This window comes from Paenibacillus sp. FSL E2-0178 (assembly GCF_038593005.1).
GTDB classification, from domain to species: Bacteria; Bacillota; Bacilli; order Paenibacillales; family Paenibacillaceae; genus Paenibacillus_AQ; species Paenibacillus_AQ phytohabitans.
Genome location: NZ_CP151953.1, coordinates 5,424,469 through 5,438,509, shown reverse-complemented (window position 1 = coordinate 5,438,509; position 14,041 = coordinate 5,424,469). Strand labels below are relative to the sequence as shown.

Sequence of the window (14,041 nt, the reverse complement as noted above, 5' to 3'; positions counted from 1 at the left end):
AACGAATCTGCGCTCTAAGAAATTTGGATAAGCCCTCGACCGATTAGTATTGGTCAGCTCCATGCATTGCTGCACTTCCACCTCCAACCTATCTACCTCGTCGTCTTCAAGGGGTCTTACTAATTGGGAAATCTCATCTTGAGGGGGCTTCACGCTTAGATGCTTTCAGCGCTTATCCCGTCCGTACGTAGCTACTCAGCCATGCTCCTGGCGGAACAACTGATGCACCAGCGGTACGTCCATCCCGGTCCTCTCGTACTAAGGACAGCTCCTCTCAAATTTCCTGCGCCCACGACAGATAGGGACCGAACTGTCTCACGACGTTCTGAACCCAGCTCGCGTACCGCTTTAATGGGCGAACAGCCCAACCCTTGGGACCTACTTCAGCCCCAGGATGCGATGAGCCGACATCGAGGTGCCAAACCTCCCCGTCGATGTGGACTCTTGGGGGAGATAAGCCTGTTATCCCCAGGGTAGCTTTTATCCGTTGAGCGATGGCCCTTCCATGCGGTACCACCGGATCACTAAGTCCGACTTTCGTCCCTGCTCGACTTGTTGGTCTCGCAGTCAAGCTCCCTTATGCCTTTGCACTCTTCGAATGATTTCCAACCATTCTGAGGGAACCTTTGAACGCCTCCGTTACTCTTTAGGAGGCGACCGCCCCAGTCAAACTGCCCGCCTGACACGGTCCCCGTACCCGATTAGGGCACTAGGTTAGAACCTAGATACGATCAGGGTGGTATCCCAACGGCGCCTCCGCAGAAGCTTGCGCTCCTGCCTCTACGGCTCCCACCTATCCTGTACAGATCGTACCCAAATTCAATATCAAGCTGCAGTAAAGCTCCATGGGGTCTTTCCGTCTTGTCGCGGGTAACCTGCATCTTCACAGGTATTAAAATTTCACCGGATCTCTCGTTGAGACAGCGCCCAAGTCGTTACGCCATTCGTGCGGGTCAGAATTTACCTGACAAGGAATTTCGCTACCTTAGGACCGTTATAGTTACGGCCGCCGTTTACTGGGGCTTCGGTTCACAGCTTCGGATTGCTCCTAACCACTCCCCTTAACCTTCCAGCACCGGGCAGGCGTCAGCCCGTATACTTCGCCTTGCGGCTTCGCACAGACCTGTGTTTTTGCTAAACAGTCGCTTGGGCCTTTTCACTGCGGCCCCCTCGGGCTATTCACCCTACCGAGGCACCTCTTCTCCCGAAGTTACGAGGTCATTTTGCCGAGTTCCTTAACGAGAGTTCTTCCGCGCGCCTTAGAATTCTCTTCTCGCCTACCTGTGTCGGTTTGCGGTACGGGCACCTTCTCCTGGCTAGAGGCTTTTCTTGGCAGTGTGAGATCATGACCTTCGCTACTACAATTTTCGCTCCCCATCACAGCCCAGCCTTATCGATGTGCGGATTTGCCTACACATCAGCCTCACTGCTTAGACGGACACATCCATCAGTCCGTGTCACTACCCTCCTGCGTCACCCCATCGCTCATAGCGGATTACGGTGGTACAGTAATTTCAAACTGTTGTCCTTCGACTACGCCTTTCGGCCTCGCCTTAGGTCCCGACTTACCCTGAGCGGACGAGCCTTCCTCAGGAAACCTTGGGCTTTCGGCGGATCAGATTCTCACTGATCTTTTCGTTACTCATACCGGCATTCTCACTTGTATGCTGTCCAGCGCTCCTTACGGTACACCTTCAACCTACATACAACGCTCCCCTACCCCAGATGCAAAGCATCTAGCCATAGCTTCGGTGGTGTGTTTAGCCCCGTTACATTTTCGGCGCAGAGTCACTCGACCAGTGAGCTATTACGCACTCTTTCAATGGTGGCTGCTTCTAAGCCAACATCCTGGTTGTCTGTGCAACTCCACATCCTTTCCCACTTAACACACACTTGGGGACCTTAGCTGATGGTCTGGGCTGTTTCCCTTTTGACAATGGATCTTAGCACTCACTGTCTGACTCCCGGCAAGAAGTTAATGGCATTCGGAGTTTGACTGAGCTTGGTAACCCTTGCGGGCCCCGCACCCAATCAGTGCTCTACCTCCACCACTCCATTCACCGAGGCTAGCCCTAAAGCTATTTCGGGGAGAACCAGCTATCTCCGAGTTCGATTGGAATTTCTCCGCTACCCCCACCTCATCCCCGCATTTTTCAACATGCGTGGGTTCGGGCCTCCAGTGCGTGTTACCGCACCTTCACCCTGGACAGGGGTAGATCACACGGTTTCGGGTCTACGTCCACATACTAAATCGCCCTATTCAGACTCGCTTTCGCTGCGGCTCCGGCTTCTCACCTTAACCTTGCATGTTAAACGTAACTCGCCGGTTCATTCTACAAAAGGCACGCCATCACCCATAGATCGGGCTCTGACTTTTTGTAAGCACACGGTTTCAGGTTCTATTTCACTCCCCTTCCGGGGTGCTTTTCACCTTTCCCTCACGGTACTGTTTCACTATCGGTCGCCAGGTAGTATTTAGCCTTAGCAGATGGTCCTGCTGGATTCATACGGGGTTTCACGTGCCCCGCACTACTCGGGATCCGTCTCGGAGAGAACACAGTTTAGGCTACAGGGCTTTTACCTCTATCGCGGGCCTTTCCAGACCTCTTCGCCTACCATATTCCTTTATAACTCCATGTGAGACGTCCCACAACCCCAAGAGGCAAGCCCCTTGGTTTAGGCTGTTCCGCGTTCGCTCGCCGCTACTGACGGAATCACTATTGTTTTCTCTTCCTCAGGGTACTTAGATGTTTCAGTTCCCCTGGTCTGCCTCTGCATTTCCTATGTATTCAGAAATGAGTAACTGCGAATTACCACAGCTGGGTTTCCCCATTCGGACACCCCCGGATCAAAGCTTGCTTACAGCTCCCCGAGGCAGTTTCGTTGTTCGCCACGTCCTTCGTCGGCTCCTGGCGCCTAGGCATCCTCCGTGTGCTCTTATTAGCTTAACCAATGCGTTTTCCGTTAGGAAAATCGCTAGCATGACTAATAACTATTTCAACTTGTTTACACAAGTTTCAGCTAAAAGATGTTCTAAAACGCAAATTCGTTTCGGTATCCAGTTTTCAAGGATCAAGATGCTGTAATCACAGGACAAACACGGTTGTGTCGTTCGAAATTACAGACGATATTGAAGTTTTTAGACATAACAAATTGATGAAGTTTGTTGGTGGAGCCAAGCGGGATCGAACCGCTGACCTCCTGCTTGCAAGGCAGGCGCTCTCCCAGCTGAGCTATGGCCCCGCAAATTCCATCAAAACCGAACAAATGGATACGCGTTAAGTATCTTTTGGAAGCTTTAGCTTCCGATTTGAATGTTTCCATTGCAGGAAACGATTCTCCATAGAAAGGAGGTGATCCAGCCGCACCTTCCGATACGGCTACCTTGTTACGACTTCACCCCAATCATCTACCCCACCTTCGGCGGCTGGCTCCCTTGCGGGTTACCCCACCGACTTCGGGTGTTGTAAACTCTCGTGGTGTGACGGGCGGTGTGTACAAGACCCGGGAACGTATTCACCGCGGCATGCTGATCCGCGATTACTAGCAATTCCGACTTCATGCAGGCGAGTTGCAGCCTGCAATCCGAACTGAGACCGGCTTTGCTGGGATTGGCTCCACCTCGCGGTTTCGCTTCCCGTTGTACCGGCCATTGTAGTACGTGTGTAGCCCAGGTCATAAGGGGCATGATGATTTGACGTCATCCCCACCTTCCTCCGGTTTGTCACCGGCAGTCACTCTAGAGTGCCCAGCTTAACCTGCTGGCAACTAAAGTCAAGGGTTGCGCTCGTTGCGGGACTTAACCCAACATCTCACGACACGAGCTGACGACAACCATGCACCACCTGTCTCCGATGCTCCGAAGAGGGGCACTATCTCTAATGCTTTCATCGGGATGTCAAGACCTGGTAAGGTTCTTCGCGTTGCTTCGAATTAAACCACATACTCCACTGCTTGTGCGGGTCCCCGTCAATTCCTTTGAGTTTCAGTCTTGCGACCGTACTCCCCAGGCGGAGTGCTTACTGTGTTAACTTCGGCACCAAGGGTATCGAAACCCCTAACACCTAGCACTCATCGTTTACGGCGTGGACTACCAGGGTATCTAATCCTGTTTGCTCCCCACGCTTTCGCGCCTCAGCGTCAGTTACAGCCCAGAAAGTCGCCTTCGCCACTGGTGTTCCTCCACATATCTACGCATTTCACCGCTACACGTGGAATTCCACTTTCCTCTTCTGTACTCAAGTCACCCAGTTTCCAGTGCGACCCCAGGTTGAGCCCAAGGTTTAAACACCAGACTTAAATGACCGCCTGCGCGCGCTTTACGCCCAATAATTCCGGACAACGCTTGCCCCCTACGTATTACCGCGGCTGCTGGCACGTAGTTAGCCGGGGCTTTCTTCTCAGGTACCGTCACTCCGGTAGCAGTTACTCTACCGGACGTTCTTCCCTGGCAACAGAGCTTTACGATCCGAAAACCTTCATCACTCACGCGGCATTGCTCCGTCAGGCTTTCGCCCATTGCGGAAGATTCCCTACTGCTGCCTCCCGTAGGAGTCTGGGCCGTGTCTCAGTCCCAGTGTGGCCGTTCACCCTCTCAGGTCGGCTACGCATCGTCGCCTTGGTGAGCCGTTACCCCACCAACTAGCTAATGCGCCGCAGGCCCATCCCCAAGTGGCAGATTGCTCCGCCTTTCATTCTCTCTTCAGGAGAGGAAAGAAATTATCCGGTATTAGCTACCGTTTCCGGTAGTTATCCCAGTCTTGAGGGCAGGTTGCCTACGTGTTACTCACCCGTCCGCCGCTAAGTAAGAATAGAAGCAAGCTTCCATTCAAACTCCGCTCGACTTGCATGTATTAGGCATGCCGCCAGCGTTCGTCCTGAGCCAGGATCAAACTCTCCAAATTGGTTTTAGAAAGAGCGATTGCTCATTTTGAAACTGACGATTCATTAAATGAATCTTGTAAAAATTAACGCGTTCCATTTGTTCAGTTTTCAAAGAACTTGCTCCCGGCATTTCAACATTATGTATCTTGCGCAGGAATTAGATCATATCATGTTTCTTTGTTTCATGTCAACTTATTTTTTCTTCGCCGCTTGTTTCAGCGTCGATGTCTCATAAGCACAAGAGATAATATATCATGCCGCCCAGAAGTTTGCAAGCCTTTTTTATAAATAAAACCAGGAACGCATAATTACGCTCTATACCGCACAAATTGATTCCCATAATACATCGCATATGGCTACAATAGGATTTATCTTCATCTTATAGATGCTCTTGCTAATTCCCGTCTCTGAAAGGAGTCCTAATGTCCAACAAGTCTACACCCGCTGCTCCTGCCACCGCTATTGAGGAATCCCGCAATTTACAGCAGGCAACCATTTACCGCATTTTACTCGCAGTCAGTTTTGTTCATCTGTTCAATGATTCCATCCAGGCGCTTATTCCGGCAATGTTTCCTGTACTGAAGGATAACATGCTGCTCTCTTATGCCCAGATTGGCTGGATTGCGTTCGCGCTTAACCTCACCTCCTCGGTGATTCAGCCCATTATCGGCTTTGCCGCTGACCGCAAACCCCGCCCAATTCTGCTTCCTCTGGGGATGTGCTGCACTTTTGCCGGCGTCTTCTTACTCGCTTTTGCCGGGAACTACGTACTTGTCATCGTATCCGTGATGCTCGTGGGCTTTGGTTCAGCCGCCTTTCATCCGGAAGGCATGCGTGTAGCCCATATGGCCGCCGGTCAACGGAAGGGGCTGTCGCAATCTATTTTTCAGGTGGGCGGCAACGCCGGTCAGTCCTTGGGTCCGCTTCTGATGAAATGGGTATTCATCCCCTTCGGGCAGATGGGGGCCCTCGGGTTCACCGTAATCGCTGCTGCCGGGATCGCCGTCCAGACTTATGTGGCCCGCTGGTACCGGGAAATGCTTGATTCCGGGTATACTTTTCGCAAAAAATCAGTGTCCCGCTCCATTGACCCCGCCCGCAGCAAACGTATTCTGATTACAACGGTCATTCTGGTCTTCATTGTGTTCGTACGTTCCTGGTATGGCGCCTCCATCGGCGGCTATTATGCCTTCTACTTAATGGACAAATACGGAATGACACTTGATGATGCCCAGATCTATATTTTCATATACCTCGCGGCTGGTGCAGTCGGGACGTTCTTCGGAGGGCCCCTCGCCGACCGTTTCGGCCGCCGTAATCTCATCCTGGTCTCGATGATCGGGACGGTGCCATTTGCGCTGGCTCTGCCTTTTGTGAATCAGTTCTGGGCGGCAGTGCTGCTGATCATCTCCGGGTTCATCCTATTATCCAGTTTCTCCGTAACTGTGATCTACGCGCAGATGCTGTACCCCGGCAATATCGGTACGGTCTCAGGTCTGATTACCGGACTTGCCTTCGGTCTTGGCGGTATAGGATCTGTCGTAATCGGACATTTAATTGATACGATCGGAATTGCGACGGTGTTCGTGGCATGCGGATTTCTCCCCCTGCTTGGTCTGCTTGCGCTGTTGCTGCCCGGTGACAGGAAGCTTGAGGAATGGGCGGCTGAGTAAACAACTGGACCCGCTATCTCTATATGAGAATAGTCCATCCTTCCCTGAGCGGGAACGATGGGCTATTTTTGTAAAAAACGCGGTGAATCGCAGAGAATTATTCAAGGGACTTTTTTTGCGGTACAATTAGTTTAAACTTGAATTAATTATCGTCAGGCTGAAGGCTCCTAAGGAGGTAGGCACATGAAGAACATACTTACAAAAATCCGCAAAGGCTACGGCAAAAAACTTGTATCTATTCATATGTGGAATGCTTGGCTGGTCCTGTTTCTGGCGCTCAGCGGCCTGATGCTGGTGGGTGGTTTCTGGAGGGAGATGCTGGGCGAAGGCAGAGTGTGGCTGAAATGGGGCCATATTGCGTTTGGACTGGCGCTGCTGATCCCTGTCGTCTATTATCTGCTGCTGGCTGCGAAGCATTGGAAGCGATTGAAGGGCAAAACGGGTCAAAAGGCTAATGTCATCTTCGTGCTCACTCTTCTGATCGGCTGGCTGGTCTCCGGAGTTGTCCTGTGGCAATTCAGACTTGCCGGGCCCAGAGCGGCTAATAGTGCGCTGTTCGTTCATGATCTGCTGACCTGGGTAGGACTCCCGGTGATCATCTACCATTCCGTTACCCGGGTTAAATGGCTGAAGGAGCCTAAGAAGCGCTCTATCATAGCGGAGACGTTACCTGTAGAGAGTAATACTGAACCTACTGTACGGCCACGACCCGCAGCTTCGTCAGAAGCTCAGCCTATGTACACACGCCGCGGCTTCATCAAAGTAGCTGTAGGAGCAGGTCTCGCCGTAACGCTCGGCCCAACCTTTGTACGCTGGATCGGCAAATCCCTGCAGCTTCCGGGTACAGCCGATTATGCGGCCTCCAATGCCAATGCCCTGATTCCCGATCCGGTTCCGCTGGCGGAATCAGCCCCTCCCATCGGCGGGGGAGCCGAAGGCAGCTTCCGTGTATACACCGTCACTGACATTCCCGCCTTCGATAACTCCAACTGGTCTTTTACAATCGACGGTCTGGTGGACAAAAAGTTCACCTGGAGCTGGGAAGAATTCGTCAAGCTGCAGCGCGAGGTGCAGGTCAGTGATTTTCACTGTGTAACCGGCTGGTCGGTCTATAAAAACACATGGGAGGGTCTTCCACTCTATAAGCTGCTGGATATAGCCGGTGTGCAGGATGAAGCTGTCACGGTCAAGCTCTACTCGGGAGACGGTGTCTACACGGACTCTCTAACGCTGGCTCAAGCGCGGATGGAGGATATCATGGTGGCTGTAATGCATGACGGCAAACCTATCCCTAATCAGCTCGGCGGACCTGTACGCCTGGTTACTCCGCAAATGTATGCCTACAAGTCGGTTAAATGGCTCAACCGTATCGAATTGATCGCAGGTGATCATGTCGGCTACTGGGAACAGCGCGGGTATGACATTGATGCCTGGCTGCCTAACGCCAAGCGGGTATAACTTCTCCACTCTACTCTCTATATGCTGTAACTTAAGGCTACTCTTAATCTCTCGCTTCCCTGGATCAGGGGCGGGAGATTTTTATTTTATCGAAACAGCCTCATCTTTACATTATATGTATATTCGAGTAACACTCTCTTAATGAATGCTCTCTAGTATAAGGGTGTAAACCATAGATTATAGGAGGGTAAATATGAAATCAGCTAAAAAGTATGGAGTGAAGACAGCTTTTGCCGCATCTGCAGCCGCTGCGCTGCTCGTCTCAGGTGTAATCACCACAGGATCTTCAAGCAATCAGGCCGACGCGGCAACCTCCAAAACCAAAAATGTAATTCTATTCGTCGGCGACGGCATGGGGACTGCTCAGCGTAATGCCATCCGGTTAGCCACTGTAGGTGAAAAAGGCAACCTTGCTATGGACTCGATGCCATACGTCGGTCTGATTCATACAAGCTCCACGGTTCCGGTAACGGACTCTGCGGCATCCGCAACAGCCTACGCCAGCGGTGTGAAGACTTATAACGGGGCCATCGGCATGGATGCCGACAAGAAATCGGTTGCGACTCTTATGGAATATGCCAAAAAAGCGGGTAAGTCCACCGGAGTGGTGACGACGAGCCAGGTTACTGATGCTACGGGAGCTGCTTTTGGCGCACATGTAGAAGACCGTTCCAAGCAGAGCGATATCGCACTGCAGTTGCTGACCAAGAGCAAGGTAGATGTACTCCTAGGCGGAGGGGAGGATTTCTGGTATCCGGCAGGACAGCCCGGCAAATTCCCGGACGAGCCTGCTGAAGATCCTTCCGAGAAGAGCAAGGGAACCCAGGGGAATCTGGTAGAAAAAGCGAAACAGCTGGGATACAGCTATGTTTCCACTAAGACCGATCTGCAGAAGGCTAAGGGCAGCAAGCTGCTGGGTCTTTTCGCCAATGAGGAAATGTTCCAGCAGAATGAAGAAGGCAAAGGCGATATCTATAAACCGGTAGTGTCTCTGGCTGAGATGACGAAGAAAGCGATTGATACGCTGGACGCCAATTCCAAGGGCTTCTTCCTGATGGTTGAAGAAGAGGGCACGGACGAGTTCGCCCACAAAAACAACGCCAAAATGACGATCAAATCCGGCCAGGAGCTGGACAAATCCGTTCAGGTGGCCAAAGACTATGCGAAGAAAAACCCTGACACTCTGGTACTTGTACTGGCTGACCATGAAACGGGCGGATTCTCGATTGAAGCGGTGGATGCAGAGGATGAGAGCGGAGACAGCATCTCCCAGGAAGATGGTCCTTTTGCCATTGCCAACTCCAAGCTCAACTTTGTAGTCGACTGGACGACTTCGGGACATACCGCTGTTGATATTCCGGTTACGGCTATGGGCAAGAATGCTCAGCTATTCACTGGCGTCTATGAGAACACTCTTATATTTGATAAGCTTCTGCAGTCAATGGGGCTGAACGCAGCGAAGTAATTCAGGCATAGTCTATATTTGAGATAAAAAAAAGTCCCGGTGTCTTTCGCTAAACGCGAGGACCCCGGGACTTTGTGTATGCTTAGCTTTCCAGAAGCCGGATCAGTTCGTCTTCATCTTCAATAACCTGAATGCCGAGTTGCTGCGCTTTGGCCAGCTTGCTGCCTGCCTTCTCGCCGGCAATGACCAGATCGGTCTTCTTGGAGACACTTCCGGAAACTTTGGCTCCGAGAGCCTCCAAACGTTCGGCTGCTTCCTCGCGGGTCATTTTCTGCAGGGAACCGGTCAGGACAACTGTTTTGCCGCTAAAGAAAGTATTGGTACTGACTACACGCGGTGCTTCGGGCGCTTTAGCCTCTACACCCAGCGCCAGCATGCGGTTAATGCTTACAACTACAAACGGGTCGGCAAAATAATTCACGATGCTCTCAGCCACAATCCCGCCGATATCCGGCAGACCGGCCAGCTCCTCCGCCGTAGCGGACATTACAGCGTCCAGACTGCGGTAGTGGTCAGCCAGCATTCGGGTGGTTGCTTTTCCGGTATTCGGGATACCGAGGGCATATAAGAAGGAAGCGAGATCCCGCCCTTTGCTCTCTTCCAGTGCTTGGAGCAGATTATCCGCCTTCTTCTCCCCGAAACGGTCCAGCTTCACCAGCTGCTCGAAGGTCAATTCATAGAGATCGGCCGGCTCACGTACACTAAGCTCTTCATGCAGCTGAGCAGCCGTCTTCTCACTGAATGTCTCAATATCCATGGCATCTCTAGACGCAAAATGCGTAATCCGGCTGACAATCTGCGGCTTGCAGTCCAGCTTGTTATTACAGAACAGATGTGCACCGCGCATCTCCAGCGGGAAGCCGCAGGCCGGACAATTCTCAGGGAAAATAATCTCCCCGCCGTCACTCTCTTCTGTCACTTTGCCCAGAATCTCCGGGATTACATCATTGGAGCGGCGGATGAATACCCGTGTGCCCAGTGCAAACTTCAGATTCTTCCGTTCAATGTCGCCTACGTTGTTGAGCGTGCAATTCTGTACGGTAACACCGGCCAGCTCCACAGCCTCTACCCGTGCCAGCGGTGTCACTTTGCCAGTACGGCCTACGTTCCAGCTGACCGATTCAAGAATCGTCGTGGTTTCTTCCGCTTCGAATTTATAGGCGACCGCCCAGCGCGGGAACTTATCCGTGTAGCCCAGCGCTTCACGAATCCGGAAATCTGTCACCTTGATGACTGCCCCGTCAATCAGATAATCGAGGCCGGAACGGCTCTCTTCGATCTCTGCCAGCTGCTCGGTAACGTCATCGAAATTACTGAAGTAGTTGAGATACGGGTTGACCTTGAACCGGTTGCTACGCAGGAAATCCATCATTTCCTGGTGATCGGCAAACTGCACGCCCTCCGAGTACCCCACATTATAAAAGAAGGCATTCAGTCTGCGGTCTGCAGTCATCTTCGGATTCAGGTTGCGCAGCGCACCGGCTGCACCGTTGCGCGCATTCTTCAGCGGCTCCGCCGCACGTGTATTATAGTCAGCCAGTACAGACAGGTTCATGATCCCCTCGCCCTGCACTTCGATCAGACCTTCCTTGAACGGGATGTTCAAAGGAACGGATTTGATCGTCTTCACCTGAGCAAGGATACCTTCGCCTGTTACGCCGTTGCCCCGTGTTGCCGCCTGGATAAGTACGCCGTCACGGTAGGTCAGGTTCAGTGTTAAGCCGTCAAACTTCAGCTCCACCGCATAACACGGGTCAGGCAGAGGATTCTCCGGATTCTTGGTGTTGTAGTCATTCACCAGCTTCAGCACACGGGCGTTCCAGGTCCGCAGCTGTTCAATATTCTGCGCCTTGTCGAGACTCCACAATGGTGCCAGATGGCGGTGTGGCGTGAAGCCCTTCAGCAGCTCTCCGCCCACCCGCTGGGTTGGAGAATGCGGCAGTACAATTCCGCTCTCCGCTTCCAGCGCCACCAGCTTGTCGTAGAGCGCATCATATTCCTTATCGCTGATCTGCGGCGCATCCATTGTATAGTAATGATAGTTATATTGATTCAGCTCGGCTACGAGCTCTTCCATCGTGAACATAATATCCATCCGGCACATCCCTCCGTCAAATAGGTTTCCTACGGTTAGCGTGATACAAAAACACAATCGTTAATCGCAGCTTGCTTTATTCAACTTTGGTGATCGGTGCAAAGCCGGCCAGCAGCCGCTTCACGCCCACCGGCGCCGGGAAGGCAATCTGCAGCTCCGTATCGTTGCCGCTGCCCTTCACGGCCACAACGGTGCCTATGCCCCATTTGCCGTGGGCGACCTTGTCGCCCGCCTTGAAGCCGGCGGACGCTGCGGCCCCTGCTCCCGGAGCGCTCTGCGCGCCTCCGGTCGTCACAACGACACGGCCCGCGCCCGGCACCGCGCTCGCCGAGCTGCCGCTGCCGAAGCTGGCGGCCCCGCCGCCTGCCGGCGCATTCCCGGCAGCAGCGGTGCGGCTGCCGAAGTTCCCCCGGCTGCCTCCGCCTCCGCCGAAGCCGCGGCCGCCGTAAGCACCGCCAACCTCCGCGCCTCCGCGCCGGAAGCGGTCCGATTCCTTCACGGTGTCTTCCTTCAGCTCCTCCGGAATCTCCTCCAGGAAGCGGGACGGCGCATTCGCGGTCGTCCGCCCGAACAGCGTGCGCATCCGTGCACAGCTGAGGAACAGCTGCTTCTCCGCACGGGTAATGCCCACATACGCCAGCCGGCGTTCCTCTTCCAGTTCGTCATTGTCCTGGAAGGCACGGCTGTGCGGGAACACGCCCTCTTCCATCCCGATGATGAAGACGGTCGGGAACTCCAGCCCCTTCGCGCTGTGCATTGTCATCAGCACGACAGCATCGCTGCGCTCTTCTTCGTCATTCACGCTGTCTATGTCAGCGATCAGCGCCAGATCCGTCAGGAAGGAGACCAGCGACTTATCCTCGTTGTTCTTCTCGAATTCCATCGTTACGGACAGGAATTCATCGATATTTTCCAGCCGGGAACGGGATTCAAGAGTATTCTCATTCTGCAGCTCCAGTCGGTACTGGGACAGTTCAAGAATCTTCTCTGTCAGCTCGGTCACCGAGAGGAATTCCACCATGCGGTGCAGGGCTTCGATCATATCATAGAACTCCACCAGCGTATTACGCGTCCGGCCGGCAAAACCCAGGTCATCCACCGTCTGCAGCGCCCGGAAGATTGATACTCCCTGGGAAGCCGCTGCTGCCGCCAATTTACCGACAGTCGTATCCCCGAGGCCACGCTTGGGAACATTGATAATCCGCGTCAGGCTGATATCATCATCAGGATTGGAGAGCAGGCGCAGATACGCCAGCAGATCCTTGATTTCTTTGCGGTCATAGAACTTGATCCCGCCGACAATCTGGTAAGGAATATCCGACTTGATCAGAATTTCTTCTATTACACGGGACTGGGCGTTCGTACGGTACAGAATTGCATGGTTCTGGTACGCCTGGCCCTGCTTCACATTCTTGCTGATCTCTCCGGTGACGAAGTATCCTTCATCATGCTCGGAGTCCCCGCGGAACACCTTGATCTTCGCGCCTTCATCCGAATCGGTCCACAGCTTCTTCGGCTTGCGTCCGGTATTGAGTGCGATAACACCATTGGCTGCGTTCAGAATATTGGAGGTTGAACGGTAATTCTGCTCCAGCAGAATGGTTTTGGCTTCCGGGTAGTCTTCTTCGAAATTAAGGATGTTCGAAATATCCGCCCCGCGCCAGCGGTAGATCGACTGGTCACTGTCCCCGACAACGCAGATCCGGTGATGACCCTCGGCCAGCATCTTGCAGAGCATATACTGCGCCCGGTTCGTATCCTGATACTCATCGACATGAATGTATTTGAACTTCTTCTGGTAGAAATCCAATACCTCAGGAACTTCCTTGAACAATTGGATCGTCTTCATGATGAGGTCATCAAAATCCAGTGAGTTATTGCTTCTCAGCCGTTGCTGGTACTTGGTATACACTTTGGCCACAAGGCCTTCGAAATAATCGCCAATCTTCTGCTCATACTGCGCCGGTGTAATCAGCTCATTCTTGTTCGTACTGATCACAGCCTGAATGGCCTTCGGCTCGAATTTCTTGGTATCAATGTCCAGATCCTTCATACAATTGCGGATAACGGATAACTGGTCCGTCGAATCCAGAATGGAGAAGTTCGAAGTGAAGCCGATTCGCTCAATATCCTTCCGCAGGATCCGCACACACATCGAGTGGAAGGTGGATACCCAAATATCCCGGCCCTCCGTCCCTACCAGCTTGGAGACACGATCCTGCATCTCCCGGGCGGCCTTGTTCGTAAAAGTAATCGCCAGAATCGCCCAAGGCGGTGCCTTGCGGTTCGCAATCAGCCAGGCGATCCGGTGGGTAAGCACGCGGGTCTTACCGCTGCCCGCTCCGGCCATAATCAATAAAGGCCCTTCGGTAGCTTCTACAGCCTGACGCTGCGGGGGGTTCAGCCGGCTTACGGCGTCTTGTATGTTAACAAGTTGCATGTGTGACATGCTCCTTTCTGATTATA

At 52.9% G+C, this 14,041-nt stretch carries 5 protein-coding genes, 1 tRNA gene and 2 rRNA genes; 3 read left to right on the top strand and 5 right to left on the bottom strand.

The window, feature by feature from the left end:
• Window positions 1–23 precede the first annotated feature (23 nt).
• The 3 genes from MHI42_RS23600 to MHI42_RS23590 all read right to left on the bottom strand — a co-directional run bounded on the left by MHI42_RS23600 (window position 24) and on the right by MHI42_RS23590 (window position 4,904).
• Window positions 24–2,951, bottom strand: a 23S ribosomal RNA gene (locus tag MHI42_RS23600).
• Between the two features lie 216 nt (window positions 2,952–3,167).
• Window positions 3,168–3,243: transfer RNA gene (locus MHI42_RS23595), tRNA-Ala, on the bottom strand.
• 103 nt (window positions 3,244–3,346) lie between these two features.
• Window positions 3,347–4,904, bottom strand: a 16S ribosomal RNA gene (locus tag MHI42_RS23590).
• The 16S and 23S rRNA genes sit together here with 1 tRNA gene alongside, the layout of an rRNA operon.
• 402 nt (window positions 4,905–5,306) lie before the next feature.
• On the opposite strand from MHI42_RS23590, the gene MHI42_RS23585 reads away from it, so the two are divergent.
• The 3 genes from MHI42_RS23585 (at window position 5,307) to MHI42_RS23575 (ending at window position 9,480) form a co-directional block, all read left to right on the top strand.
• On the top strand, window positions 5,307–6,557 hold the full coding sequence (locus tag MHI42_RS23585; RefSeq protein ID WP_342420843.1) for an MFS transporter: 1,251 nt from the start codon (window positions 5,307–5,309) through the stop codon (window positions 6,555–6,557).
• 183 nt (window positions 6,558–6,740) lie between these two features.
• Window positions 6,741–8,015, top strand: a complete 1,275-nt coding sequence (locus MHI42_RS23580; RefSeq protein WP_342420842.1) for a molybdopterin-dependent oxidoreductase — start codon at window positions 6,741–6,743, stop codon at window positions 8,013–8,015.
• 193 nt (window positions 8,016–8,208) lie between these two features.
• Complete coding sequence (locus MHI42_RS23575) at window positions 8,209–9,480, top strand: alkaline phosphatase (protein ID WP_342420841.1); 1,272 nt, start codon at window positions 8,209–8,211, stop codon at window positions 9,478–9,480.
• Between the two features lie 82 nt (window positions 9,481–9,562).
• On the opposite strand, the gene ligA is transcribed toward MHI42_RS23575, so the two are convergent.
• Together ligA and pcrA are read right to left on the bottom strand one after the other, a co-directional pair.
• Window positions 9,563–11,575, bottom strand: coding sequence for an NAD-dependent DNA ligase LigA (ligA, locus tag MHI42_RS23570; RefSeq protein WP_342420840.1), 2,013 nt, complete (start codon window positions 11,573–11,575; stop codon window positions 9,563–9,565).
• Between the two features lie 76 nt (window positions 11,576–11,651).
• On the bottom strand, window positions 11,652–14,015 hold the full coding sequence (pcrA, locus tag MHI42_RS23565) for a DNA helicase PcrA (RefSeq protein WP_342420839.1): 2,364 nt from the start codon (window positions 14,013–14,015) through the stop codon (window positions 11,652–11,654).
• Between the last annotated feature and the right edge of the window lie 26 nt (window positions 14,016–14,041).

Bases quoted from the DNA above. Each gene is read 5' to 3' on its own strand.
- MHI42_RS23585 (WP_342420843.1), top strand. From the start codon at position 5,307: ATGTCCAACAAGTCTACACCCGCTGCTCCTGCCACCGCTATTGAGGAA.
- ligA (WP_342420840.1), bottom strand. From the start codon at position 11,575: ATGGATATTATGTTCACGATGGAAGAGCTCGTAGCCGAGCTGAATCAA.
- pcrA (WP_342420839.1), bottom strand. From the start codon at position 14,015: ATGCAACTTGTTAACATACAAGACGCCGTAAGCCGGCTGAACCCCCCG.
- MHI42_RS23580 (WP_342420842.1), top strand. From the start codon at position 6,741: ATGAAGAACATACTTACAAAAATCCGCAAAGGCTACGGCAAAAAACTT.
- MHI42_RS23575 (WP_342420841.1), top strand. From the start codon at position 8,209: ATGAAATCAGCTAAAAAGTATGGAGTGAAGACAGCTTTTGCCGCATCT.